This is a genomic window from Metapseudomonas otitidis, assembly GCF_900111835.1.
In the GTDB taxonomy this organism is placed as follows: Bacteria; Pseudomonadota; Gammaproteobacteria; order Pseudomonadales; family Pseudomonadaceae; genus Metapseudomonas; species Metapseudomonas otitidis.
This window is the reverse complement of sequence record NZ_FOJP01000028.1, coordinates 39,326-63,019: the sequence shown is the minus strand read 5'-3', so window position 1 is coordinate 63,019 and position 23,694 is coordinate 39,326. Positions and strand designations below refer to the sequence as shown.

The window sequence follows — 23,694 nt, the reverse complement described above, 5'->3', positions numbered from 1 at the left end:
GTGTCAGATTTTCCCGAAAATAGCTGCAGCGACTAAGCCAATGTTGCCCAGCAGTGTTTGACGGTAGATTCCGCTGCGTTTGAGATGGATGAGGCGAGGAATAAGGCTCATGCGGCGGGCGTCGGCAAAGCGCCGAAGTATTTCCCGGTTTGTGGGGGTGAGCCTGTGCTCTAGTGTAGATAGCGCGGATATATTGCAGTCATTCCAGTGCTTAAAACGCCCTTGAAATAGCATGCGAACACGCCGTAACCGTGCTCCCCAGTTAGCATTCGTGCCAACCAAATTGCCGCCATGTTGGCGATAGCGCAACGTGGGCTCGCTGTCGTAGAACACTTGGCCGCCGCAGCCCGCCACAACCATGTAAGCCCACCAGTCGTGAGTAATCACGGATTTACTCTCCCCTGCCTCGCGCAAGAGCCTCATCGCAGCATCATTGAATACCATGGTGTTGCCTCCACCGATATTCTGCATTAGAGCATTGGCGAAACTAGGGGCTTTTTTGAAGAGTGGCGATAGACCGATTTCATTGTTTTTCGCATCAACTAACCGGGTGCGAGAGCAATAGAGCGCCGGAACATCGGCAGGTACGCTCTTCAGCCACTTGATAGCTCTTTCGAGCTTATCGGCTTCCCAGACATCGTCTTGGTCCGAATAGGCATAAAAATCTGCGTCGATGTTCGCGTTGCATGTGAGTGACAGGAAGTTGGCTGCAAAGCCTTCAGCAGGGCCGAGATGGATGGTCAGACGGCCAGTACCCCATCTGGCCTTGTAATCTTCCAAAATCGCGCGCGTATTATCTTCAGAGCCGTCATCCGAAGCCCACACCTCCCAGTTTTCATGCGATTGGGCCGCAAAGGAGTCCAGTTGTTCGGCGAGATAGCGCTGGCCGTGGTAGGTGCAGAGCAAAATGGCAACTCGAGCCGCCGCCGATGACTCTGGCCTCCTTGAAACAGGCCTAGAGTTTTCGATGCACTTGTCGTTGAGGCAGTATTCAGCCGTCTTGGCATCGCGAAGGAGGGGGGAACGCACTTGAGATTGCTCCGTCAGCACATAAAAACCGGGGCTTTAGCGCCCCACTTCATTCCGTTGAACCCAGCATGGACAGTGTTCGGTAGGGCAAGCATCTTAACAACAAACGAGCTGGAAGGCCTCCCAGCAGCCTACCATTGCAGGCTGTGTACACCGTTTGAGGTTCATAGCTCTGCTGCAAGTAATGCTCATAACCAAAGCTAGACGATGTTTTTCGATTCTCAGGCTTGAGGTGGGAGACCATGCTTTGGATGCTCTTACTCGTTTTCTGAGGATGCGCCTGGAATCGCAGAAAGCCCCTTGACCAACCTGTTGGCCAGCGTCGCTTGGTGGCAGTGCTCTGGGTGGGACTGCTTGGCAACCGGGTGGAAGTGAAAGCCAGTCCACGAATCCATAGAGAAAGCTCGTCTCCATCAAAGCGGCCTTAATCATATCCTTGTGGCGTAGCCTCCTTAAGCTGTAGGGCGGCTAATGGCTTTACTAAGCCGCTTAGCCCACTCAGATGCTTGTGATGGTGACCAGAAGATAAGCGTTTGGGAAGCTTGCTGGCACTGCATGAAGCAGAAAGCCCGCACTAGGCGGGCTTTCTGGGGCGTTCATGGCACTGCTTGGCACTGCATGAAGCGTTTATATGGTGCCGGCACCAGGAATCGAACCCGGGACCTACTGATTACAAGTCAGTTGCTCTACCTGCTGAGCTATACCGGCGAGGGGCGCCATTATAGCGATTGGCTGGGCCGAGTAAACCTCCCTCGGAGGGAGGGCGTGATGTCGGCCGATGCTTATGCACAAAAGGCATGAAGCTGGGACGATCGTGCAGCAAGCCTGTGACGCTGTTCATGGAAATGCCGCAAGTGGCTGTTTCACAGGCGCTTTGCCGACCTGGCCAGAAAATGACCGACTCGACCGGCGTGGCGGCTTGAAGGCGTTCCGGGGTGTTGCTCAGAAAGCATCAACAGAGTTATCCACAGGTTCTGTGGGCAACTTTTCGCGCTCGGCCAGGAGCATCAGGTTGCGTGGGGTCAGGTGGTGGGCGCAGAAGGGGCCGGCCTTGACCCGGTAGCCCTGCTCCTCCAGGTACAGCGCCCGATCCAGCAGCAGCCAGCATTCCAGGGGACGCCGGTAGAGGGCCCGCAGCAGCTCCAGGTTGCGTACCTGGGCCAGGCGCTGCCAGCCGAGGGCTTCCAGCGCTGCCCAATTCGGTTCGGTGGTGATGGTGAGCGCGCGAAGGGCTGCCAGGTCATGGCAGTACCGGTCGAACGGTTTGTCCAGCCAGGCGACCGGCAAGGAAGGCGTGGTCAGGTAGGTGTCGCTGCCGCGCAGTTGTCGCTGCAGGTGATCGAAGGCCAGGCGGCGGGCCATGGAGCGGTCGCGCTGTCGGCGGACGCGCGCGCCTGCGGTGACGGTCTCGCTCTGCACCAGGCGCAGGTCTCGGCGGTCCAGCTGGAGTGTGCTGGCCCGCGCGGCGGCGGAGAGCGGGGTGTAGGTCTCGTTGGCGATGCGGTTGTAGCAGCAGGGTGCTATGGCGAGCTGTTGGCAGCCGGCCTGGCTGGCCAGCTGCATCAGGCGCACGTGCAGGTCGCCGCAGGCATGCAGGGCGACGGTGGTGTGTTCCGGGGCCAGGCAGTGGCTCGTGTCGGGGGCCAGTACGTCCTGCTGGCGGTGCTGGGCCTTGATCGGTACGCGATCACTCAGGCGTTGCCCGTCCTCCACCAGCTGTGGGTCCAGTTCCAGGGCGGTGAGCTCGCCGTGGCGCCAGGCCAGGGCGCGGCCGAGGTGGCCCTTGCCCGCGCACCAGTCCAGCCAGTGCCGGGGTTGGCGCTGGAAGGCGAGGTGATCGGCGAAGGCGCGGATCTGCTGCCACTTGCGACCGGGCACATCCAGCTCCAGTTTGGCCGGCCATTCGCCGTCGCCCAGGTTGTCCAGAGGCGGCAGTGCGGTCAGGGCGCGGGCTGTGGCGGCCAGTTCGGCGAAGGGTGCCGGTGCATCGGGCAGGTCCAGCTCACCATGGACGGCCTCGGCCTGCTCCAGTGTCCGGCTGCGCAGCCAGGCCGCGAGTTCGGGAAGCTCGGATTCCCAGGGCAGGACAGGCTCGGTGAAGGGCTCGGGTTGCCAGAAGCGCTGCCCGTCGACGAGGAAACGGTCGAGTGCCTGGAAGCGTTCCAGCAGTTCGGCGCCCTGGAGCGGGGCGGGATGAGGCATCTGGGAGGACGTGGGTGATGACGGGGAGCCGGAGTATACGCCGCTCCCGGGTGGGAGCGGCGCTCAGGGTCAGCGGCCCTGGCAGGCGTCGACCCGCAGCCATTTCTCCAGCAGGCGGAAGGCGCGGACCAGTACGAAGGCGATCACCAGGTAGAAGACCCCGGCGGCGAAGAAGATCTCCACCGGCAGGTAGGTGCGGGCGATGATGGTGCGCGCCATGCCGGTCAGCTCCAGCAGGGTCACCGTGCTGGCCAGGGCGCTGGCCTTGAGCATCAGGATCACCTCGTTGCTGTAGGCCGGCAGGCCGATGCGTGCGGCACGCGGCAGGATGATGTGCACCAGCGTCTTCGCCTGGGACATGCCCAGGGCCCGCGCCGCTTCGATCTCGCCCGGCGGGATGGCCTGGATGGCCCCGCGGATGATCTCGGCGATGTAGGCGGCGGTGTGCAGGGTCATGGTGATGACGGCACACCAGAACGGGCTGCGCAGGTACGGCCACAGGTCGCTGTGGCGCACCGCCTCGAACTGGGCCAGGCCGTAGTAGATCAGGAACAGCTGGACCAGCAGCGGCGTGCCGCGGAAGAAGAAGATGTAGCCGTAGGGCAGGGCGCGCACGTACCAGTGGCGGGAGGCGCGGGCGATGCCCATGGGCAGCGCCAGGATCAGCCCGGCGACCACGGCGATGGCCACCAGCTCCAGGGTCAGCAGCGCCCCGTCGAACAGGCGCGGCAGGTACTTGATGATCACGTCCCAGTTCATGCCGCGCTCCTCTTGAAGCCGCGTCCGGCGCGTTTTTCCAGCCAGTGCATGCCGATCATTGCGAGGACGGTCAGGCCCAGGTAGATGAAGGCCGCCACCAGGTAGAAGGTGAAGGGCTCCTTGCTGGCGGTCACGGCGATCTGCGAGCGGCGCATGATTTCCTCGAGGCCGATCACCGAGACCAGCGCGGTGTCCTTCATCAGGATCATGAACAGGTTGCCCAGGCCCGGCAGGGCGATGCGCCACATCTGCGGCAGGATCAGGCGCCAGAGGATGCGCCCGTTGGACAGGCCCAGTGCCAGGCCGGCCTCACGGTGCCCCTTGGGGATCGCCAGGATGGCGCCGCGGAACACCTCGGTGGCGTAGGCGCCGAAGCACAGGCCGAGGGCGATGGTACCGGCGGCGAAGGCCGACAGCTCCAGACCGGGCACGCCGATCTTGTCGCCGATGGCGCGCATGAGGTTCACGGTGCCGAAGTAGATCAGCAGCACCCAGAGCAGCTCGGGCACCCCGCGCACCAGGGTGGAGTAGGTCCCGCCAAGCCACTGCAGCGGCTTCTTGGGGGAAGTCTTGGCCAGCGCACCGAGCAGACCCAGCACCAGACCGAGCGACAGCGCGCAGAGCGCCAGCTTGATGGTCATGAGGGTGCCGGCCGCCAGGGCGGGGCCGAATCCGTAGAGGTCGAGGTTCATCTGCAAGGCTACTGCTGGGGACCGGCGCCGCGTGGGCGGCGCCGGTCAGGCGGGCATCAATAGATGCTGAAAGGGAAGTACTTGTCGTTGATCTTCTTGTAGGTGCCGTCCGCGACGATTTCCTTCAGGGCCGCGTTCAGCTTCTCGCGCAGGGGGTCGCCCTTGCGCACGGCGATGGCGATCTTGTCGTTGTCGAACACCGGCTCGCCCTTGAATTCGAAGCCCTTGCCGGCATCGCTCTTGAGCCATTCCCAGTTCACGAACTTGTCGGCCAGCACGCCGTCGACGCGCCCGGAGGCCAGGTCGAGGTAGGCGTTCTCCTGGGTGTCGTAGAGCTTGATGTCGACGATGTCCGCCATGTTGTCTTCCAGCCAGGTGCCGGCGATGGTGGCACGCTGGGCACCGATGACCTTGCCTTTCAGGCTGGCCTTGTCGGTCTTGAAGTCAGCGTCCTTGGCGGCGATGAACTGGAGCTTGTTGGTGTAGTAGGCGTCGGTGAAGTCGACGGCCTGCTTGCGTTCCTCGGTGATGGACATCGAGGCGGCGAGGAAGTCGAACTTCTTGGCGTTCAGGGCCGGGATGATGCCGTCCCAGTCGGAGGTGACCACGTCGCACTCCACCTTCATCTTGGCGCACAGGGCCTGGGCGACCTCGACGTCGAAGCCACCGACCTTGCCGCTGGCGTCGATCAGGTTGAAGGGTGGGTAGGCGCCTTCGGTGCCGATCTTCAGCTTGTCGGCGGCCACGGCGTGGGTGCCGAAGGCCAGGGTGGCGGCAGCGGCCAGCAGGATATTCTTGTAGTTCTTCATGCGTACTTGCTCCGTGTTTTAGCGATTGCTGGACATGAATTGTTTGCAACGCGCCGAGGTCGGGTTTTCGAACACCTGCTGCGGCGGACCCTGTTCCTCCACCAGGCCCTGGTGGAGGAAGACCACCTCGGTGGACACCTGGCGGGCGAAGTTCATCTCGTGGGTCACCAGCAGCATGGTCCGGCCCTCTTCGGCGAGTGCGCGGATCACGTTAAGCACTTCTTGTACCATCTCGGGGTCGAGGGCCGAGGTGGGTTCGTCGAACAGGATCACTTTAGGCTGCATCGCCAGCGTCCGCGCGATGGCCGCGCGCTGCTGCTGGCCGCCGGAGAGCTGGGCGGGGTAGGCGTGGCGCTTGTCGGCGATGCCGACCTTGGCCAGCAGGGCCTCGGCCACCTCGGTGGCTTCGGCCTTGCTCTGGCCGAGCACGCGGCGCGGCGCCTCGATGATGTTGTCGAGGACCGTCATGTGCGGCCAGAGGTTGAAGTTCTGGAAGACGAAGCCGATCTCGCTGCGCAGGCGATTGATCTGGCGGTTGTCGGCGGCCACCAGTTCGCCGGAGCGGGCGGCCTTCAGCTTGAGTTCCTCGCCGGCCACGATGATCTGGCCCTTGTGCGGGTTCTCCAGCAGGTTGATGCAGCGCAGGAAGGTGGACTTGCCGGAACCGGAGGAACCGAGGATGGAAATGACGTCACCGTCGCGGGCGGTCAGGGAAATGCCCTTCAGCACCTCCAGCTCGCCGTAGCGTTTATGCAGGTCGCGGATTTCTAGCGCGGGCGTGGCCTCGGCCATGGGGGTTCCTCTTATTGTTCGGATGCGCTCCGGCTGCGATCGGCCTTCCTGGCGAGGGGGCAACCTAGCATAGGCCCCAGGGGGCGCCAAGGGCGCTTCCGGGGCGTGACCGGGCGGTTTCGCTGGCTTGTCGCATCATTGCAGGCGATTGTCGCGCGGACGCAAGAAGGCCTGGAAAAGCGGGTGCGGCGCACCCTACGCGCAAACGCCTGGCAATTCCAGTGCCAGGCCGTCGCGGTCAGCGGGCGAGGAGGGCGCTGACCTTGCCGCGCAGTTCCTCGATGCCGAAGGGCTTGGCGATCACGTCCTGGAGGGCGGCGCGGGCGGGGTCGGGGCGGATCGATTCGGCGTAGCCGGTGGCGAACAGCACGCGCAATGCCGGGTGCAGGGTGCAAGCCCGCGTCGCCAGTTCCTGGCCGTTCATCCCGGGCAGGCCGACATCGGTGAGCAGCAGGTCCACCGACTCGTGCTCCAGCAGTGCCAGGGCCTGTGCCGCGTCGCCGGCTTCCAGCGCCTCGTAGCCGAGCTCTTCCAGCACTTCCACGGTGAGCATGCGGACCACCTCGGCATCCTCCACCACCAGCACGCGCCCCAGGGGCGGGGTGCCCTGCCCGAGGGCATCGGCGTGACGTTCTTCTATGGGCAAGGAAACCTCCGACGGGTTCATGGCGGGCGCTTGCCGGCGCCGGGCTGGGCGATATAGCACGGTTGGCGCCGTGGCGCCCCCGTGTCCGCGCCGCATCGGTGCGCGGGGCACCCGGACAGTGCGTGACCGGGTACGGCAGTTTAGAAGAACACGGGCAGAAAAAATTCCCACAATTTATGTGAACCTTTCCCACGCTTAAGGTGCTCCAAGCGAAGCGATAATGCGGCACCCCATCGTCGCCCAGGATTCGATTGGTTAATGCAAAAACTCGCATTACCATGCCGGACCCGCATTTTTACCCTTCATATCGGTGATTTTCGGCGCTAAGCCAGGGAAGCCAGATGACCAATGATCTGACAGACGAGACGCGTTTCCGTCGCATCCTCGCGCGCAACGTTGCGTTGCCGCTGGGGGTGGGCGTCGCCGGGGCCGCCCTGTTCGTGGCCCTGATCTCCTACCTGCTCTATGTCCTCAGCTGGGTCGAGCACACCGACCAGGTGATCAGCAATGCCAACGATGGCCTGCGCCTGTCGGTCGACCAGGAATCCGGCATGCGCGGCTACCTGATCAGCGGCAATGCAGCCTTCCTGCAGCCTTACGAACAGGCGCGGCCGCGGATCAAGGCCGCCATGGAGGGCCTGCGCGAACTGGTGGCGGACAACCCCGCCCAGGTCGAGCGGGTGCGCGCCATCGAAGCCCTGCAGGCCGAGTGGGACCGCTTCGCCACCCAGATGATCAGCCGCAAGCAGAACGGCGAGAACGTCTCCGATACCGTCAGCGAGGGTCGTGGCAAGCAACTGGTAGACGCCATCCGCGAGCAGTACCGCACCTTCATCAACATGGAGCGGCAGCTGCGCCACGAGCGCAACGAAAAGGCCAACTCCACCGCCATCTTCACCATCAGCCTCTACCTGCTGTTCAGCCTGACCTTCGCGGGGGCGCTGGCGTACTTCGGGCGCCGTGAGCTGGTGGCGCTGTCCAGCACCTACGGCGAGTCCCTCGCCCAGCAGCGTGCCCACAGCGAGCACCTCACCCAGCAGCGCTGGCTGGGGGACGGCCAGGCGGCCCTCTCGGAGCGCCTGCTCGGCCAGCAATCGCTGCCGGTGATCGGGCGCAACGCCCTGGAATTCCTTGCCGCCTACCTGGGCATGGCCGTGGGCGCCCTGTACCTGCGGGAAGAGGGTGGCACCCTGCGGCGCGTTGCCAGCTACGGCCTGGAGCGCGACGACCAGGCGCCCGACCAGATCCTGCCGGGCGAAAGCCTGGTGGGGCAGGCGGCCCAGGAGAACCGCCTGATGGCCCTCGATGACCTGCCCGCCGGCTACCTCAAGGTCGCCACCAGCCTCGGCCAGACCGACGCCGAAGGCGTGCTGCTGGTGCCCACCCACAGCGACGGCGTGGTCAACGGCGTGCTGGAGCTGGGCTTCCTGCGGCGCCTCTCCGCCCGCGACCAGGCGCTGATGCCGCTGATCGCCGGCAACCTCGGTACCGCCATGGACGCATCCCGCTACCGCCAGCGCCTGCAGGAAGTGCTCGGCGAGACCCAGCAGCTCAACGAAGAGCTGCAGGTGCAGCAGGAAGAGCTGAAGACCGCCAACGAGGAACTGGAAGAACAGTCCCGCGTGCTGCGCGAGTCCCAGGCCAGCTTGGAGGCCCAGCAGGCCGAGCTGGAGCAGACCAACGAGCGCCTGGCCGAACAGGCCCAGGAGATGGCCGCCCAGCGCGATGACCTGGACGACAAGAACACCGCCCTGCAGCAGGCCCGCCTGGAGCTGGAGGCCCGTGCCGAAGAGCTGCAGCGCGCCAGCCGCTACAAGTCCGAGTTCCTCGCCAACATGTCCCACGAGCTGCGCACCCCGCTGAACAGCTCGCTGATCCTCGCCCGCCTGCTGGCCGACAACCCCGAGGGCAACCTCAACGACGAGCAGGTCAAGTTCGCCGAGTCCATCTATTCCGCCGGCAACGACCTGCTCAACCTGATCAACGACATCCTCGACATCTCCAAGGTCGAGGCCGGCAAGCTCGACCTGCGCGCCGAGAACGCCCCCGTGCGGCGCCTGGTGGAGGGCCTGCGCGAGCTGTTCACCCCGCTGGCCGAGCAGAAGGCCCTGGCCTTCAGCGTCGAGGTGGCCGACGACGTGCCCGACCAGCTCTGCACCGACCGGCAACGGGTGGAGCAGATCATCAAGAACCTGCTGTCCAACGCCATCAAGTTCACCGACCAGGGCGCCGTGTCCCTGCGGGTCGAGCGGGTTCCGGAGGGCATCGCCTTCGCCGTGCGCGACAGCGGCATCGGCATCCGCGCCGACCAGCTGGACCTGATCTTCGAGGCCTTCCGCCAGGCCGACGGCACCACCAACCGCCGCTACGGCGGCACCGGCCTCGGCCTGTCCATCTCCCGCGACCTGGCGCAGCTGCTTGGCGGCAGCATCCAGGCCAGCAGCGAGCCGGGCCGGGGCAGCCTGTTCACCCTGGTGCTGCCGGAACACTGGACGCCGGCCGACGAGCCCCCGGCGCCCTTGCCAGCGCCCAAACCCAGTGCGCCGACTCCGCCGCCCGCCCGCCCGGCCGTGGCTGCGACCCTGGCACCGGCCACCCACGCGCCGATCCCCACCTTCCCCGACGACCGTGACCAGGCCCCGTCGGATGAGCGCTGCGTACTGGTGATCGAGGACGAGCCCAAGTTCGCCCAGATCCTCTACGACCTGGCCCACGAACTGGGTTACCGCTGCCTGGTGGCCCACGGTGCCGATGAAGGCTTCCACCTCGCCGAGCGCCATGCACCGGACGCCATCCTGCTGGACATGCGCCTGCCCGATGAGCCGGGCCTCTCGGTGCTGCAGCGCCTCAAGGACACGCCCCGCACCCGCCACATTCCCGTGCATGTCATCTCGGTGGAGGACCTCAGCGAGGCCGCGTTGCACCTGGGCGCGGTGGGCTACGCGGTCAAGCCCACCACCCGCGAGCAGCTCAAGGACGTGTTCGCCCGCCTCGAAGCCAAGCTCACCCAGAAGGTCAAGCGCGTGCTGCTGGTGGAGGACGACGCCCTGCAGCGTGACAGCATCGCCCGGCTGATCGGTGACGACGACATCCAGATCACCGCCGTCGAGTTCGGCGAACAGGCCCTGGAACTGCTGCGCAGCACCCTGTTCGACTGCATGATCATCGACCTCAAGCTGCCCGACATGCAGGGCAACGAGCTGCTGCGGCGCATGGGCAGCGAGGACATCTGCTCCTTCCCGCCGGTGATCGTCTACACCGGGCGCAACCTCTCCCGGGACGAAGAGGCCGAGCTGCTCAAGTACTCCCGCTCCATCATCATCAAGGGCGCGCGCTCGCCGGAGCGCCTGCTGGACGAGGTCACCCTGTTCCTGCACAAGGTCGAGTCGGAACTCTCCAGCGAACGGCAGAAGATGCTCAAGACCGCCCGCAGCCGCGACCGTGTGTTCGAAGAGCGGCGGATCCTGCTGGTGGACGACGACGTGCGCAACATCTTCGCCCTCACCAGCGCCCTGGAACAGAAGGGCGCGCGGGTGGAAATCGCTCGCAACGGACGTGAGGCGCTGGACAAGCTCGAAGCCGTGGACGATATCGATCTGGTGCTGATGGACGTGATGATGCCGGAGATGGATGGCTACGAAGCCACCCGGCGCATCCGCCAGCAGCCGCGCTGGGCCAAGCTGCCGATCATCGCCGTCACCGCCAAGGCGATGAAGGACGACCAGGACCTGTGCATCCGCGCCGGCGCCAACGACTACCTGGCCAAACCCATCGACCTGGATCGCCTGTTCTCGCTGATCCGTGTCTGGCTACCGCGTCTGGAGCGCATCTAGATGGCCGACCGCACCCAGGAAATCGAGCTGCGCCTGCTCATCGAGGCGATCTACCTCAAGTACAGCTACGACTTCCGCGACTACTCGGGCGCTTCCCTCAAGCGCCGGGTGCTCTACGCCCTGCGGCAGTTCGACTGCGCCACCATCTCGGCCCTGCAGGAGCGCATCATCCACGACCCGCAGGCCTTCCACGAGCTGCTGCAGTACCTGACGATCCCGGTCAGCGAGATGTTCCGCGACCCCTCCTACTACCTCGCCCTGCGCCAGGAGGTGGTGCCCATCCTGCGCACCTACCCCTCGCTCAAGGTGTGGATCGCCGGCTGCAGCACCGGCGAGGAAGTGCACTCCATGGCCATCCTGCTGCACGAGGAAGGGCTGCTGGAGCGCACCCTGATCTACGCCACCGACATCAACCCGCGCTCCCTGGAGAAGGCCCGGCGCGGCATCTACGCCCTCGACGACATGCGCAAGTACAGCGAGAACTATCGCCTGGCCGGCGGCCAGGGCTCGCTGTCGGACTACTACACCGCCGCCTACGACGGCGCCCTGTTCGACAAGCTGCTGCGCGAGAACGTGACCTTCGCCGACCACAGCCTGGCCACCGACAGCGTGTTCTCCGAGACCCAGCTGATCTCCTGCCGCAACGTGCTCATCTACTTCAACAAGCAGCTGCAGGACCGCGCCCTCGGCCTGTTCCACGAATCCCTCTGCCACCGCGGCTTCCTCGGCCTGGGCAGCAAGGAGAGCCTCGACTTCTCCGCCTATGCCGGCCACTTCGAAGCCCTCAACCGCCCGGAACGGGTGTTCCGCAAGCTATGAACGGGCCCGAGCGCACGGCCGTTGTGGTGGGCGCTTCCGCCGGAGGGGTGGAGGCCCTGCTGCAGGTGTTCGCCGGGCTACCGGCGGGCTACCCGCTCACCCTGGCCTGCGTGCTGCACCTGCCCGAAGGGCGCGAGAGCCTGCTGGCCGACCTGTTCGCCCGGCGCCTGGCGGTGCGCGTGCGCGAGGCCCGGGACAAGGAGAGCCTGGCCCCCGGCACCCTTTACGTCGCCCCGCCGGGCTACCACCTGTCCATCGAACGCGACGCCAGCTTTTCCCTCAGCCGCGAGGAGCCGCTGCACTTCTCCCGGCCTTCCATCGACATCCTCTTCGAGTCCGCCGCTGACTGTTACGGCGAGCGTCTGGTGGGGGTGCTGCTGACCGGCGCCAACGAAGACGGTGCCCGCGGGCTGGCCTATATCCAGCAACAGGGCGGCCTCAGCGTCGTGCAGGACCCGCACGACGCCCAGGTGCCGACCATGCCCGAGGCCGCGCTGGCCACCCACCGTCCCGACCACATCCTCCCGTTGCGGGGCATCCGCGACCTCCTGGCACGACTGGACCCATCCCATGCCGAGTAATCCACCAAGCAAGCTGCTGATCGTCGACGACCTGCCGGAGAATCTGCTGGCCCTGGAAGCCCTGATCAAGGAGGCCGGCCGCGAGGTGCACCAGGCCGCCTCCGCCGACGAGGCCCTGGCCCTGCTGCTGGAGCACGAGTTCGCCCTGGCCATCCTCGACGTGCAGATGCCGGGCATGAACGGCTTCGAGCTGGCCGAGCTGATGCGCGGCACGGAGAAGACCAAGCACATCCCCATCGTCTTCGTCAGCGCCGCCGGCCGCGAGCTGAACTACGCGTTCAAGGGCTACGAGAGCGGCGCGGTGGACTTCCTCTACAAACCGCTGGACACCCACGCCGTGCGCAGCAAGGTGGCGGTGTTCGTCGAGCTGCACCGCCAGCGCAAGCTGATGGCCCAGCAGCTGGAAGCCCTGGAGGCGGCGCGCCGCGAGCAGGACACCCTGCTGGCCGAACTGCGCGCGACCCAGGCCGAGCTGCAGCGCGCGGTGCAGATGCGCGACGACTTCATGTCCATCGTCTCCCACGAGCTGCGCACCCCGCTCAACGGCCTGATGCTCGACACCCAGCTGCGCCAGAACCACCTGGCCAAGGGCAACATCGCGGTGTTCACCGAGGCCCGCCTGCGCACCCTGTTCGACCGGGACGAGCGGCAGATCCGCAGCCTGGTCCGGCTGATCGAGGACATGCTCGACGTCTCCCGCATCCGCACCGGCAAGCTCTCCATCCGCCCCGAGCCCTGCGAGCTGGGGCAGCTGGTGCGCCATGTGGCGGAGAACTTCGCCGCGCAGATGGAAGCCGCCGACTGCGCGCTGGACCTGCAGGTGGAGGACGGCGTGACCGGCGTGTGGGATGCCTTCCGCATCGAACAGGTGGTCAGCAACCTGTTCAGCAACGCCCTGCGCTACGGCACCGGCAACCCGGTGCAGGTGGTGGTGCGGCGTGACGGCGAGTGGGCGCGGGTGGAGGTGCGCGACCAGGGCATCGGCATTTGCGCCGAGGACCAGAAGCGCATCTTCCAGCAGTTCGAACGGGCCGGCGGCGCCGACAAGGTGGCGGGGCTGGGGCTGGGGTTGTTCATTTCCGAGCAGATCATGCTCGCCCACGGCGGCCGCATCGAGCTGTGCAGCACGCCGGGGGTGGGTTCCACCTTCAGCCTGCTGCTGCCGACTGCCTGAGGCGGTTCAGGCCGGCAGCGGCCGCGCCAGGGGCAGGTGCAGGGTCGCTACCAGGCCGCCTTCCGGCTTGTTGTGCAGGCTGGCGTTGCCGCCCAGGCGCTCCATGATCATCGCCACGATGGACAGGCCGAGGCCGGCGCCGTGGCTGTTGCCCTCGCTGTAGAAGCGCTGGAATACCCGCTCCAGCTTGTCCGGCTCGATGCCCGGGCCCTGGTCGTCCACGGCCAGCAGCAGTTCATCCCCTTCGCGCCGCAGCGACACCCGGATCAGCCCGCCGGGGGGCGAGTGGTTGACCGCGTTGGCCACCAGGTTCTGCACGGCGATGCCGATCACCCCGGCATCGCTGTCCAGGTGGTAGTCGCCGGGCTCGATCTCCATGGCCGGCTCCATGCCCTTGCCGATGATCCAGGGGGTCAGTTCGGCCAGGGTGTCGGTGACCACCTTGGCCAGGTCGATGGGGGTGCAGGGGCGCTGGGCCAGCAGCGGCTCGACCCGGGCCATGGTCAGCAGCTGGTTGACCACCCGGCTGAGCCGGTCCACCCCGCCGATGAGGAAGTCCAGCGCCTTGCGCCGGTCCTGTTCGTTCTCCGCCTGCAGGGCGTTCTGCGCGTGCAGCCGGAGGATGGCCAGCGGCGTGCGCATTTCGTGGGCGGCGTCGGCGATGAAGCGGTGTTCACGGCGCAGCAGCGCGTCGATCTGCCCGAGCAGGCGGTTCAGGGCTGCCTGCATGGGTTCCAGCTCCCGGGGCAGCGGCACCAGTTGCAGCGGTTCGAGGGATTCGGCGTGCCGTGCGCGGATCACCCGGGCCATGTTCTGCAGCGGCTTCAGGCCCCAGCCGATGGCCAGCCAGACCAGCAACGCCAGGGCCAGGCTGCCCACCAGGAAGGGCGCCAGGGTGTGGCGGACGATGCGCGAGACCAGGTCGCCGCGCACGTCATTGCGCTCGCCGACCCAGATCAGCACGTGCTGCTCCGGCACCGGCAGGAGGAAGCCGCGCCACTGGCGGCCGTCCAGGGTCAGGTTGCTGAAGCCCGGCTCGCGCAGCGGCTGGTCGAACTGCGGGGCGCTGGGGGTGCGCACCAGCACGTCGCCGTTCTCCCGCCACACCAGGAAGGCCAGCTTGCTCTCGTAGGGGTGGCCGACACGGTGCTTGCCGGCCTTGGCCAGGGCGTCGTTGTAGGCGGCGTAGAGGGCCTGCCGCTCGGGGTCGGCCAGCGGCATGCTCATCACCCCCTGCAGCAGGCGGGCGTTCTGCGCCAGGTGGGCGTCGTAGATCTCGGCGATCTCGTGGCTGCTGTCGTGGTGGTTGTACAGGGCGAGCAGGCCGGTGCCGAGCAGCAGCAGCGCCATGACCCGCCACAGCGTGCGCTGGCGCAGTGAACTCATGCCTGCCCTTCCACCAGGTAGCCGATGCCACGCACGGTGCGGATCAGCTCGCTGAAGAGCTTCTTGCGCAGGTGGTAGATGTGCACTTCCAGGGTGTTGCTCTCGGCCTCTTCCTCCCAGCCATAGAGCAGCTGGGTCAGGCGCTCGCGGGTGAAGACCTTGCCCGGCTGGGCCAGCAGTTCGTGCAGCAGCAGGTATTCCTTGGGCGTCAGCACCACGGTCTGGCCGTTGTAGGTGACCTGCTGGCTGGAGGGGTCGAGGGTGATCCCGGCGTGCTCGATCAGCACCGTGGCGCGGCCGGTGCTGCGGCGCAGCAGGGCGCGCAGCCGGGCCTTCAGTTCGTTGAGGTCGAAGGGCTTGACCAGGTAGTCGTCGGCGCCCGCGTCGAGGCCGGCGATGCGGTCCTCGGTGGCGTCGCGGGCGGTGAGGATGAGCACCGGCAGGGTGGCGCCGCCGCCGCGCAGGCGCTTGAGCAGCTCGATGCCGTCCAGGCGCGGCAGGCCGAGGTCGAGCACCACCAGGTCGAATTCCTCGGTCTGCAGGGCGTGCAGCGCGCTGGCGCCGTCCTGCAGCCAATCGATGGTGTAGCCCTCCTGGCGCAATCCGGTGCGCACCCCTTCGCCGAGGGCGGGGTCATCCTCTACCAGCAGCAGACGCATGCTCAGTCCTGTTTGTCCTTGATGTCCTTGAGTAAAGCATCGATCTCGGCGCGGCGGCCCTTGTCGGCCAGCTCGCGGCCGGGGCGCGGCGCGGCCTGCAGGGCTTTCTGCAGGGCAGCGCGGGCCTCGCTGTAGCGGCCCTGGCGTGCCAGGTGGTCGCCCCAGAAGTAGAGACTGTCGATGCCCTCGGGGTTGATTTGCAAGGCCTTGTTGAGCAGCGCCTCGGCCTTGTCGGCATCGCCGAAGCCGATGGGCCAGCCGGGCACGCGGTCATACAGGGCGGCGAGGCTGGTGTAGGCCGAGCCCTGCAGGGCATTGGGGTCCACGGCCAGGGCCTGTTCCAGGCTGGCGCGGGCGTCCTTCACCTTGCCGAGGGCGCCGAGTCCGCCCTGGGCGCCGGCCCAGCTGCTGGTGACGATGCCGTTCCAGATCCACGCTTCGGCGTCCTTGGGCTGCTCGCGGGTGAAGGCCTGGGTCTCCACCGCCAGCTTCTCGAAGGCGTTGGCGCGCTCTTTCTCGGGCAGGTTGTACTGGATCTCCGCCCAGCGCTGCTGGATGGTGGCCAGGCGCTGGGTGCTGGCGGGGTCGAGGGCCCAGGCCAGCGGGGTGGCCAGCAGCAGGCCGATCAGCATCAGGCGTTTCATTTCGCGTGTTCCTTGTGGTTGGCGTCGCTGTAGCGGCGGATCAGGGGAAGCTGCTTGCGCAGGGCACGGTCGACCAGGCCGGGCAGCATGCCGTTGAGGCGCACGAAGAGCTTCTCCGGCCAGCCCAGGTAGAGCTCGCTGCGGTTGTTCTGGATGGCCTGCAGCACCGCCGAGGCGACGTCGCGCGGGTCGTCCATGCCCACCTTCAGGGCATCGTTGAGGGCCACGGCGGCATCGCTGTTCATGCTGGTGCGGGTGGCGCGCGGGGCAACGTAGAGCACGTCCACCGGGGTGTCCGCCAGTTCCCGGCGCAGCGCTTCGGAGAAGCCGCGCAGGGCGAACTTGGTGGCGCAGTAGGTGGCGTAGCCGGGGTAGCCGATGGAGCCGTAGGTGGAGCCGACGTTCACCACCAGCGCCTGGCTCTGCTCGCGCAGCAGCGGCAGCATCTGCCGCGTGAGGTGCAGGGTGGCCTTGAGGTTGAGGTCGATCAGGTCGTCCAGGGCGGCTTCGTCGAGCTGGTCGAGCAGGGCGAAGCGGTTGATCCCGGCGGCGTTGATCAGCAGGTTGGCGCCGCCCATGGCGCGCGCCTTCTCGACGATCCGCTGGCGGGCCTCGGGCTCACGCAGGTCGGCGCCCAGCCAGCGCAGCTTGTTGGGGTAGCGCTTGAGCAGGTCGGCCAGCGCGTCGCTCTGACGACTGACCGCGATCACCAGGGCACCGGCGGCGCACAGTTGCTCGGCCAGCTGCAGACCGATGCCACCGCTGGCACCGGTCAGCACCACGCGGCACTCAGGCAAGCGCATGTCGCACCTCGTTCGGGCTCACCTGGGCACGCGGCAGGCCGAGGAACATGTCGGTGTAGAGGCGGTAGACCACCTTGGCGGCGTGGATCACGGCGTCCTGGTCTTCCGCGCGGTCCAGGCGGTTCATCAGGCTGCGGTAGGTGGCCATGTGGTCGATGTCCAGGGCGCCGTGGGAGCTGAGGTAGCTGAAGGCGGTGGGCGGCAGGCTCAGGCTCTCGCGGATGGTGCCGGCCGCCTGGGTGGCCAGGGCGATGCTGGTGCCTTCGAGGACGTTGACCATGCCGAACAGGCCCACCGGGTTGTCACGGGCGATCAGGTCGTAGAGGAAGGCCACCATCAGTTCGATGGACAGGGCCGGGCGGCTGTTGCGCACCTGCTCGGCGTCGCCGCCGCAGGCGGCGATGTCGTTGAGGATCCACTGCTCGTGGCCGTACTCCTCCTCGATGTATTCGCATACGGCACCGCGCAGCCATTCCAGGCGGCCCGGCAGCTTGGCGCCGCAGGCCATCATCAGCGGTACGGTGTGGCGCACGTGGTGGTAGGCCTGGGTGAGGAAGGCGACGTAGCCCTCCAGGCTGACGACGCCGGAGAGGGCGTCACGGATGACCGGGGCATTGAACAGGGCCTGGCGTTCCTGGGCGGTGGCGTCTTGCAGGGTGTCGAAGAAAGACATGGTGTCGAACCTCATTCGTTGACGAGTTCAAAAAGGGAATCGCGGTAGTGGGCGAGGATCTCGGCGCGGCGTGGGCGGCCGTTGGCGGTGAGCATCCCGTTGGCGGTGCTGAAGGGTTCCGGCAGGCGCTGCCAGCTGTGGATCCGGGCGTAGTCGGGGAGGGCGGCGTTGCTGCGCTGCACGGCCTGCTCCAGGGTGTCGTCGCTGGCCTTCGGGTCCAGCGGCCAGAGCAGCGCCAGGTTGTGGTCCAGGCCTTCGCCGTAGACGAATGCCTGGAGGATCACGCCGCCCTGGGTCAGCTCGGCCTCGATCCACTCGGGGTTCACGTTGCGGCCGAAGCTGGTGATGAACTGGTTCTTCTTGCGCCCGGCCAGGTACAGGTAGCCGTCTTCGTCGAAGCGGCCGAGGTCACCGGTGGGCCACCACTGGCCCTGGAACGGCGGCTCGCCCAGGTAGCCGAGCAGGGTGCTGCCGCTGACCAGCACTTCGCCGTCCTCGGCCAGCATCACCTGCACGTGGGGCAGCGGGCGGCCGACGCTGCCGGCACGGTGGGCTTCGGGGCGGTTCAGGCACACCACCGAGGCGCATTCGGAGAGGCCGTAGCCCTCGAACACCGGCAGCCCCACGGCCTCGGCACGCTCCAGCAGGCTCGGGGCGACCCGGGCACCGCCGACGGCGACGAAGCGCAGCGGGCCGACCTTCATCAGGCCGCGCTCGATGGCGGTGACCAGGCCCAGCAGCAGTTGCGGCACCAGGATCATGCTTTCCGCGCCGCTGAGGGCGATGCAGCCCAGCAGGCGCGTCCAGTCGACGCCGCTGGCGCCGTTGATGCCCATCTGTGGTTGCGGCAGCACGGTGAGGCTGGCCCCGGCGATCAGCGCCGCGTAGAGCCCGAGGTTTTCCAGCAGCACCGCCAGGGGCAGCACCGCCAGGTACTTGCCCGGCTCGGTGGAGCGGCTGGCCTGCTCCAGCTGATGGGCCACCCGCAGCATGGCTTCGGCCGAGAGGCACACGCCCTTGGGCGAGCCGGTGCTGCCGGAGGTGTAGGTGATCTTCGCGGTGCCGGCCGGCAACTGGCTGGCGCCCGCAACCGGGCGGTGCCAGAACGGCTGGCCCCAGGTGAAGCCGGCGCTGCGCAGCTCGTCGCTCAGATCGTCACCGGCGAGCACCAGGCTGGCCTGGCTCTGGGCGAGGCAGTGGGCACGCTGGGTGGCGCTGAAGAAGGGCGGCAGGATCACGCAGGGACGCTCGGCGAACAGCGCCGCCAGGTCCCAGAACAGCGCTTCGGGGCCGTTATCCAGGGCGAAGGCGAAGACACCAGCGGGCTGCTCGTGCAGCAGTGCGACGCGGCTGTCCACTTCGTCCAGCAACTGGGCGTAGCTGTAGCTGCGCTTGATGCCGCGCACTGCCACCTGGTGCGCCCGCTCGTGGGCGTGCTGGCTCAGGAGGTCGTGGAACTGTCGGACTTCAGGCTGCATGGCCGGCCTCCGCGAGGAGCAGGGGAAACCCCAGGCGCTGGAACACCCCCTGGCGCTCCAGTTCGTCGTGGCCGTAGCGGATGTCGCCGGCATAGACGCGGGGCTGCAGGGCGTAGTAGCTGCCCCAGGCAGCTCCGTCATCGCCCAGCCGTTCGGGGTCGGCTTCGGCCAGTTGCACCGGCTCCAGACCGAGGCGGCGGAAGCTGTTGATCAGCCCGGCGGCCCCGGTGAAGGAGACCCAGCGCAGGTCGCGTGCGGCCAGCAGCCAGGTGACGGCGATGATGATCAGGCGGGCGTTACCGGCGTTGAGCGAGCTGAGGTTGCCCACCTCCACCAGTTCGACGCGGTCGATCGGGCGGCCGACGGCCTGGGCCACGGATTGCTCCAGGGACGCATCCAGGTAGCGCTCGAGAAACAGCGGCCCGCTGGCGGCGACGCGCATGCCGGCCACGGCGGTCAGTTGGCCGGCGCCGTCACGCAGGGCCAGCAGCTCGGGCAGGAAGTGCTGCACGTCGGCATCGTGGGCCTGCTCGAAGCGGTCGTGGACGAAGGCTTCCAGTTCGGCACGGGCCGGGTCGCCGGCCTGGTGCAGGGTCAGGCTGTAGCGGCGCTCGCCCAGCCCGAAGTGAAGGGGGAACAGGGCATTCCATTCCAGCTCAGTCATGTGGCGCACCCATCGGTTCGTTGGATGGTGCGCAGTATCGGCAGGGATTCTGAAGGCAGTCTTAAGGTGGCTTAAGGCTGGAAGAGGTTTTTTCGAGGGCGGGGAATGGGTTGCCGGGCCAAAACGCAGACAACAAAAAACCGGCGCTAGGGCCGGTTTTCCGTGTGTTCCTGATGATGCCTGGCACCACCTGGAACTGAATGGTGGTGCCCAGGGACGGAATCGAACCGCCGACACGGGGATTTTCAATCCCCTGCTCTACCAACTGAGCTACCTGGGCAACGGGGCGCTATTAAACGGATTTCGAAGGGGGGAGTCAAGCGTGTCCTGAAAAATTTTTTCAGCCTTTACGGGCGCTTACGCGCTCGGGGGGACATAGCCCTCGGCCTGGGCGTATTCCTCGCCGGAGAGGAACTTGTCCATTTCGGCCTGGAGGAACTTGCGATCCTCGGCATTCATCATGTTCAGGCGACGCTCGTTGATCAGCATGGTCTGGTGCTTCTGCCACTCTTCCCAGGCTTTCTTCGAGACGTTGTTGAAGATGTCTTCGCCCTTGGCGCCGGGGTAGGGCGGTTTGTCGAGGCCGGGCAGTTCCTCGTGGTACTTGCGGCACTGGACGGTACGGGTCATGGCGAATCTCCTGCATTCAATACGTCGGCGGCGCGCTTGAGCAGCTTCTTGACCGGAGCGGCCAGGCCCAGGCGCGGCGGGGTGGCGAGGTTATACCAGAGCCAGTCGGCATCGGCCATTTCGCGGTGGCTGCCCTCGACGGGCACCAGCCAGGGTTCGATGGCGAGCTGGAAGTGGCTGAAGGTGTGGGTCAGGCCGGGCAGTTCGCGGGCCTGGCCGAGCTGCAGGGCGTGCTGCGTGGCCAGGGGGGCGAGGGCGTCGAGGTCGTCCAGCTCGGGCAGGCTCCACAGGCCGCCCCAGAGGCCGCTGGAGGGGCGCCGGTAGAGCAGGATGGCGCCCTCCTGGTTGGCCAGGATCGGCATCAGGGTGCGCTTCTGCGGCAGGGCCTTGCGCGGCTTGGGCACCGGGTAGCGGATCTCCAGCCCCAGCAGGTGGGCCTGGCAGCCTTCGCGCAGGGGGCAGAGCAGGCAGCTGGGCTTGCTGCGGGTGCAGAGGGTGGCGCCCAGGTCCATCATCGCCTGGGTGTAGTGGTTGACCCGTTCGTGGGGGGTGAAGCGCTCGGCGACGGCCCACAGCTGCCTGGCCACCTTGGGTTCGCCGGGGTAGCCCTCCTGGGCGACGTAGCGGGCCAGGACGCGCTTGACGTTGCCGTCGAGGATCGGGGCGCGCAGGCCCATGGACAGGCTGGCGATGGCGCCGGCGGTGGAGCGGCCGATGCCGGGCAGCTCGGCGAGCTGTTCGACGTCGCGGGGGAATTCGCCGCCGTGGCGCTCCATGACGATCTTCGCGGTCTTCTGCAGGTTGCGTGCGCGGGTGTAGTAGCCGAGCCCGGTCCACAGGTGCAGCACTTCGTCCTCGGGCGCCTCGGCCAGGTCGCGCACGGTGGGCAGGGCGGCCATGAAGCGGTCGAAGTAGCCGAGCACGGTGCTGACCTGGGTCTGCTGCAGCATGATTTCCGAGACCCACACCCGGTACGGGGTGATGCCCTGTTGCCAGGGCAGGTCGTGGCGGCCGTGGAGGTCGTACCAGGCGAGTACGGCGCTGGAGAACTGCTCGGGTGTCATCGCTTGAACAGCCCCTTCAGTGCGTCCTTGAGTTCCGGGCTGACCTTGTCACCGAGCTTTTCTTCGAGCTTCTCGCTGAGCTTGTCGCCGGCCAGCTTGGCGGCGATCTTGCCCATGCCGTCCTTGTCCAGGCGGCAGGCCTTGGCGCCGATCTCCAGCGGGCCACGGCAGTGCAGCGGCCATTCCAGTCCGACGTAGCGCTGGTTGACCTGGCAGGCCGGGTCGGCCATGGCGCTCTTGTCGCCTTCGATGACGATGCCGGCGCGGTAGTCCATGCCCAGCACGCGCAGGTCGACGTCGCCGTTGCCGTTGAGGGTCAGGCCGGGGATGCGCGCCTTGAGGTCGGGGTTGCTGGCCACGCCATTGGTGAAGGTGAGGCTGCCGCGCAGTTCCTGGAAGGGGGTTTCCTTGCCTTCGTAGCTGGTGGTGAGGGTCTTGCGGTTGAGCAGGGCGATGCCTTGGCAGAGCTGTTGCTCCAGGTTGGCGTCGAGCAGGGCGCCGTCGTTGAGGACGAAGCTGGCGGTGCCGTTGAGGGCGTCGATCCAGGCCTTTTCGCTGTTGCCACGGGTGCGCAGGTCGGCGTTGAGGTCCAGGGCGCCGCGAACCGGCGGTTTCTGATCGAGGGCCTTGAGGATCTTCTCCACCGGCACGTGGCTGATGCGTTTGCGGGCGCTGAGCTGGGGCACGTCGCTGCGCACGTCGAGCTGGGCGCTGGCGTCGAATTCACCGCCATAGAGGCCGCCGCGCAGCTGCTCCAGGGTGATCTGGCCGGCCTTGCCACGGGCCTTGAGGCGGGCGTCGGTGATCGGCAGCTTGTCCAGCGTCAGCTGGCCGAAGGCCAGGTCGGCTTCCAGGTCGAGCTTGCGCAGGCTGTCGAGGGGCAGCAGCGGGGCTTCGCTCCAGGCCTGCTGGGTGGGCTTCTCGGGCAGCGGGGTGGTGCCCTGGCCGGCGCTGGCAACGGTGCCCTGGATTTCGGCCTGGCGGGCGCTGGCGTCGTCCTTCTTCTTCGGCGGCAGGTAGCGGTCGAGGTCGAGCTTGTCAGCCTTGAGCTGGGCGCGCAGGGCCTGGCGCTCGATGTCGGCCACGGCCAGGCGGCCGTTGAAGCTGCTGTCGTCGAGCTTGAGGGTCAGCTGTTCCAGGGCGAGGTCGCTGGGGCTGCCCTTGAGCTGGGTGGCCAGTTCGAAGCGCTTGAGGGTGTTGGCGTCCTGCATGGCCGGCAGTTCGACGCCGAGGCCGGTGAGGAATTCGCGCAGGTCGAGCTGGGCGATGGACAGGCCGCCTTCCAGGCGCGGGGTCTTGTCCAGGTCGTGGACCTTCAGTTCACCCAGTGCGCGCAGCTGGTTGGCGGAGAGCTTGAGGCTGTTCCACTCGGCGATGTTGGCGCCGAGGTCGGCCAGCAGCTGGCCCTGGGCGCTGAAGGTGAGGGTCTTGCCCTTGAACGGCTCGCCCGAGGCTTCGCCGCCGAGCTTGGCGTCTTCCAGCTGGTAGCGCTTGAGGGCGCGGTCGAAGCGCAGGCTGGCGGTGAGTTCGGTCTTGGCGCGCAGCACCGGCTTGTTGGTGCCGAAGAAGGCGCTGAGCTTGAAGGGGATGGCGGCGCCTTCGCGGATGGCGCCGGTGGTCAGTTCGATGCCTTCGGCGCTGTACTGCTGGCCGGTCTTGGCGTCGGTGTAGTCCACGCGGGCGTTGTTGACGGTGAGGCTGTCGATGTCCAGCTTCAGCGGCCGTTCGTTGCCGGCGGGCTTGGGCTGTTCCGCCGGTGCGGGGGTGCCTTCGGCGGCGGGGGCCGGCGTGCTGGCGGCCTGGGCCGGGCGGCCGATGTCTTCCCAGTTGCCACGGCCCTTCTCGTCACGGGCCAGGGTCAGGTCGAGGCCTTCGACGCGGATGTCGCTCATCTGCACTTCCTTGCGCAGCAACGGCATGACGCGCACGGAGAGGCCGAGCAGGGCCAGGTTGGCGAAGGGCTTATCGGGGCTGGCGGCGCTGGCCAGGGTGGTGTCGTGCAGTTCCAGGCCGAGCCAGGGGAACAGGCTCCAGCCGATGTCGCCCTTCAGGTCCAGCTCGAGGTTGGCCTTGTCGCGGGCGATCTGGCGGATTTCATCCTTGTAGTCGTTGGGATCGAACAGGTGGGTCAGGGCGAAGCCCAGGGCCACGATGATCAGCAACAGCCCGAGGAGCAGCAGGCCCAGGAGTTTGCCGATGGATTTCATGGACGAGTCCTTGTGATGAGTGCCGGAGGAAGGGCGCGAGTATAGCGCCAGCGGTTGTGCTGTTTGATGGCCAAACGCGGCGGCGGTTCACCGGGCTGGCGCCTGCGGCCCGTCTGACTGGCGCGTGCCGTCGCGTGACGGGGGCGGCGG

The 23,694-nt window shown here is 66.9% G+C and carries 21 protein-coding genes and 2 tRNA genes; 4 read left to right on the top strand and 19 right to left on the bottom strand.

Features of this window, described 5'->3' with window-relative positions; translation table 11 throughout:
* Positions 1-3: 3 nt before the first annotated feature.
* The 8 genes from BM198_RS27350 to BM198_RS27315 form a co-directional block, all read right to left on the bottom strand.
* Positions 4-1,029, bottom strand: a complete 1,026-nt coding sequence (locus BM198_RS27350; protein ID WP_341865228.1) for a glycosyltransferase family 2 protein — start codon at positions 1,027-1,029, stop codon at positions 4-6.
* 632 nt (positions 1,030-1,661) lie between these two features.
* Positions 1,662-1,737, bottom strand: a tRNA-Thr gene (locus tag BM198_RS27345).
* A gap of 234 nt (positions 1,738-1,971) precedes the next feature.
* Complete coding sequence (locus tag BM198_RS27340; protein WP_074973884.1) at positions 1,972-3,231, bottom strand: methyltransferase; 1,260 nt, start codon at positions 3,229-3,231, stop codon at positions 1,972-1,974.
* A 69-nt stretch (positions 3,232-3,300) separates the two neighbouring features.
* Entirely contained in the window at positions 3,301-3,990 is a 690-nt protein-coding gene (locus tag BM198_RS27335) for an ABC transporter permease (RefSeq protein WP_074973882.1), read from the bottom strand.
* Positions 3,987-4,682 carry an ABC transporter permease gene (locus BM198_RS27330; RefSeq protein ID WP_044405367.1) on the bottom strand — a complete coding sequence of 232 codons (696 nt, stop codon included), beginning with the start codon at positions 4,680-4,682 and terminating at the stop codon, positions 3,987-3,989. Before BM198_RS27330 ends, BM198_RS27335 begins: the two co-directional genes overlap by 4 nt.
* Positions 4,683-4,738: 56 nt before the next feature.
* Positions 4,739-5,491 carry an ABC transporter substrate-binding protein gene (locus BM198_RS27325; protein WP_074973880.1) on the bottom strand — a complete coding sequence of 251 codons (753 nt, stop codon included), beginning with the start codon at positions 5,489-5,491 and terminating at the stop codon, positions 4,739-4,741.
* Between the two features lie 18 nt (positions 5,492-5,509).
* Complete coding sequence (locus BM198_RS27320; RefSeq protein ID WP_044405371.1) at positions 5,510-6,283, bottom strand: ABC transporter ATP-binding protein; 774 nt, start codon at positions 6,281-6,283, stop codon at positions 5,510-5,512.
* 238 nt (positions 6,284-6,521) lie between these two features.
* Positions 6,522-6,929, bottom strand: coding sequence for a response regulator (locus BM198_RS27315; protein WP_279626065.1), 408 nt, complete (start codon positions 6,927-6,929; stop codon positions 6,522-6,524).
* 341 nt (positions 6,930-7,270) lie between these two features.
* Between BM198_RS27315 and BM198_RS27310 the strand changes: the two genes are divergently transcribed.
* Genes BM198_RS27310 through BM198_RS27295 form a run of 4 tightly spaced genes read left to right on the top strand, consistent with a single transcriptional unit; the run spans position 7,271 to position 13,336 of the window.
* The gene (locus BM198_RS27310) at positions 7,271-10,762 is read left to right on the top strand and encodes a response regulator (protein WP_074973878.1); all 3,492 of its coding nucleotides are present in this window, start codon (positions 7,271-7,273) and stop codon (positions 10,760-10,762) included.
* A complete protein-coding gene (locus tag BM198_RS27305; RefSeq protein ID WP_044405374.1) occupies positions 10,763-11,581 on the top strand; it encodes a CheR family methyltransferase in 819 nt (272 codons plus the stop codon).
* Positions 11,578-12,162 carry a chemotaxis protein CheB gene (locus BM198_RS27300; RefSeq protein ID WP_074973876.1) on the top strand — a complete coding sequence of 195 codons (585 nt, stop codon included), beginning with the start codon at positions 11,578-11,580 and terminating at the stop codon, positions 12,160-12,162. Before BM198_RS27305 ends, BM198_RS27300 begins: the two co-directional genes overlap by 4 nt.
* Positions 12,152-13,336: a hybrid sensor histidine kinase/response regulator gene (locus BM198_RS27295; RefSeq protein ID WP_074973874.1), complete on the top strand. Its 1,185-nt coding sequence runs from the start codon at positions 12,152-12,154 to the stop codon at positions 13,334-13,336. The genes BM198_RS27300 and BM198_RS27295 overlap by 11 nt, the downstream gene beginning before the upstream one ends.
* A 6-nt stretch (positions 13,337-13,342) precedes the next feature.
* Here the strand turns inward: BM198_RS27295 and BM198_RS27290 are convergent, their stop codons facing one another.
* From BM198_RS27290 to BM198_RS27240, 11 genes are all read right to left on the bottom strand, one after another.
* Positions 13,343-14,722 (bottom strand): sensor histidine kinase, encoded by a 1,380-nt coding sequence (locus tag BM198_RS27290; protein WP_074973871.1) that lies wholly within the window; start codon positions 14,720-14,722, stop codon positions 13,343-13,345.
* Entirely contained in the window at positions 14,719-15,381 is a 663-nt protein-coding gene (locus BM198_RS27285) for a response regulator (protein ID WP_044405381.1), read from the bottom strand. Before BM198_RS27285 ends, BM198_RS27290 begins: the two co-directional genes overlap by 4 nt.
* A 2-nt stretch (positions 15,382-15,383) precedes the next feature.
* The gene (locus tag BM198_RS27280) at positions 15,384-16,025 is read right to left on the bottom strand and encodes a tetratricopeptide repeat protein (protein ID WP_074973869.1); all 642 of its coding nucleotides are present in this window, start codon (positions 16,023-16,025) and stop codon (positions 15,384-15,386) included.
* Positions 16,022-16,828: an SDR family oxidoreductase gene (locus BM198_RS27275; RefSeq protein ID WP_044405385.1), complete on the bottom strand. Its 807-nt coding sequence runs from the start codon at positions 16,826-16,828 to the stop codon at positions 16,022-16,024. The genes BM198_RS27280 and BM198_RS27275 overlap by 4 nt, the downstream gene beginning before the upstream one ends.
* Entirely contained in the window at positions 16,815-17,501 is a 687-nt protein-coding gene (locus BM198_RS27270) for an iron-containing redox enzyme family protein (RefSeq protein ID WP_044405387.1), read from the bottom strand. Before BM198_RS27270 ends, BM198_RS27275 begins: the two co-directional genes overlap by 14 nt.
* A gap of 11 nt (positions 17,502-17,512) precedes the next feature.
* Positions 17,513-18,979, bottom strand: coding sequence for an AMP-binding protein (locus BM198_RS27265; RefSeq protein WP_074973867.1), 1,467 nt, complete (start codon positions 18,977-18,979; stop codon positions 17,513-17,515).
* Positions 18,969-19,643, bottom strand: a complete 675-nt coding sequence (locus tag BM198_RS27260; protein ID WP_074973865.1) for a thermostable hemolysin — start codon at positions 19,641-19,643, stop codon at positions 18,969-18,971. The genes BM198_RS27265 and BM198_RS27260 overlap by 11 nt, the downstream gene beginning before the upstream one ends.
* A 204-nt stretch (positions 19,644-19,847) precedes the next feature.
* A tRNA-Phe gene (locus BM198_RS27255) sits at positions 19,848-19,923 on the bottom strand.
* Between the two features lie 77 nt (positions 19,924-20,000).
* Positions 20,001-20,273 carry an oxidative damage protection protein gene (locus tag BM198_RS27250; protein ID WP_044405395.1) on the bottom strand — a complete coding sequence of 91 codons (273 nt, stop codon included), beginning with the start codon at positions 20,271-20,273 and terminating at the stop codon, positions 20,001-20,003.
* Complete coding sequence (gene mutY, locus BM198_RS27245) at positions 20,270-21,337, bottom strand: A/G-specific adenine glycosylase (protein ID WP_074973863.1); 1,068 nt, start codon at positions 21,335-21,337, stop codon at positions 20,270-20,272. The genes BM198_RS27250 and mutY overlap by 4 nt, the downstream gene beginning before the upstream one ends.
* The gene (locus tag BM198_RS27240; RefSeq protein ID WP_074973861.1) at positions 21,334-23,544 is read right to left on the bottom strand and encodes an AsmA family protein; all 2,211 of its coding nucleotides are present in this window, start codon (positions 23,542-23,544) and stop codon (positions 21,334-21,336) included. The genes mutY and BM198_RS27240 overlap by 4 nt, the downstream gene beginning before the upstream one ends.
* Positions 23,545-23,694 lie beyond the last annotated feature (150 nt).

Bases quoted from the DNA above. Each gene is read 5' to 3' on its own strand.
- BM198_RS27280 (WP_074973869.1), bottom strand. From the start codon at position 16,025: ATGAAACGCCTGATGCTGATCGGCCTGCTGCTGGCCACCCCGCTGGCC.
- BM198_RS27270 (WP_044405387.1), bottom strand. From the start codon at position 17,501: ATGTCTTTCTTCGACACCCTGCAAGACGCCACCGCCCAGGAACGCCAG.
- BM198_RS27340 (WP_074973884.1), bottom strand. From the start codon at position 3,231: ATGCCTCATCCCGCCCCGCTCCAGGGCGCCGAACTGCTGGAACGCTTC.
- BM198_RS27260 (WP_074973865.1), bottom strand. From the start codon at position 19,643: ATGACTGAGCTGGAATGGAATGCCCTGTTCCCCCTTCACTTCGGGCTG.
- BM198_RS27290 (WP_074973871.1), bottom strand. From the start codon at position 14,722: ATGAGTTCACTGCGCCAGCGCACGCTGTGGCGGGTCATGGCGCTGCTG.
- mutY (WP_074973863.1), bottom strand. From the start codon at position 21,337: ATGACACCCGAGCAGTTCTCCAGCGCCGTACTCGCCTGGTACGACCTC.
- BM198_RS27265 (WP_074973867.1), bottom strand. From the start codon at position 18,979: ATGCAGCCTGAAGTCCGACAGTTCCACGACCTCCTGAGCCAGCACGCC.
- BM198_RS27330 (WP_044405367.1), bottom strand. From the start codon at position 4,682: ATGAACCTCGACCTCTACGGATTCGGCCCCGCCCTGGCGGCCGGCACC.
- BM198_RS27300 (WP_074973876.1), top strand. From the start codon at position 11,578: ATGAACGGGCCCGAGCGCACGGCCGTTGTGGTGGGCGCTTCCGCCGGA.
- BM198_RS27295 (WP_074973874.1), top strand. From the start codon at position 12,152: ATGCCGAGTAATCCACCAAGCAAGCTGCTGATCGTCGACGACCTGCCG.
- BM198_RS27285 (WP_044405381.1), bottom strand. From the start codon at position 15,381: ATGCGTCTGCTGCTGGTAGAGGATGACCCCGCCCTCGGCGAAGGGGTG.
- BM198_RS27305 (WP_044405374.1), top strand. From the start codon at position 10,763: ATGGCCGACCGCACCCAGGAAATCGAGCTGCGCCTGCTCATCGAGGCG.
- BM198_RS27310 (WP_074973878.1), top strand. From the start codon at position 7,271: ATGACCAATGATCTGACAGACGAGACGCGTTTCCGTCGCATCCTCGCG.
- BM198_RS27320 (WP_044405371.1), bottom strand. From the start codon at position 6,283: ATGGCCGAGGCCACGCCCGCGCTAGAAATCCGCGACCTGCATAAACGC.
- BM198_RS27250 (WP_044405395.1), bottom strand. From the start codon at position 20,273: ATGACCCGTACCGTCCAGTGCCGCAAGTACCACGAGGAACTGCCCGGC.
- BM198_RS27275 (WP_044405385.1), bottom strand. From the start codon at position 16,828: ATGCGCTTGCCTGAGTGCCGCGTGGTGCTGACCGGTGCCAGCGGTGGC.
- BM198_RS27240 (WP_074973861.1), bottom strand. From the start codon at position 23,544: ATGAAATCCATCGGCAAACTCCTGGGCCTGCTGCTCCTCGGGCTGTTG.
- BM198_RS27325 (WP_074973880.1), bottom strand. From the start codon at position 5,491: ATGAAGAACTACAAGAATATCCTGCTGGCCGCTGCCGCCACCCTGGCC.
- BM198_RS27335 (WP_074973882.1), bottom strand. From the start codon at position 3,990: ATGAACTGGGACGTGATCATCAAGTACCTGCCGCGCCTGTTCGACGGG.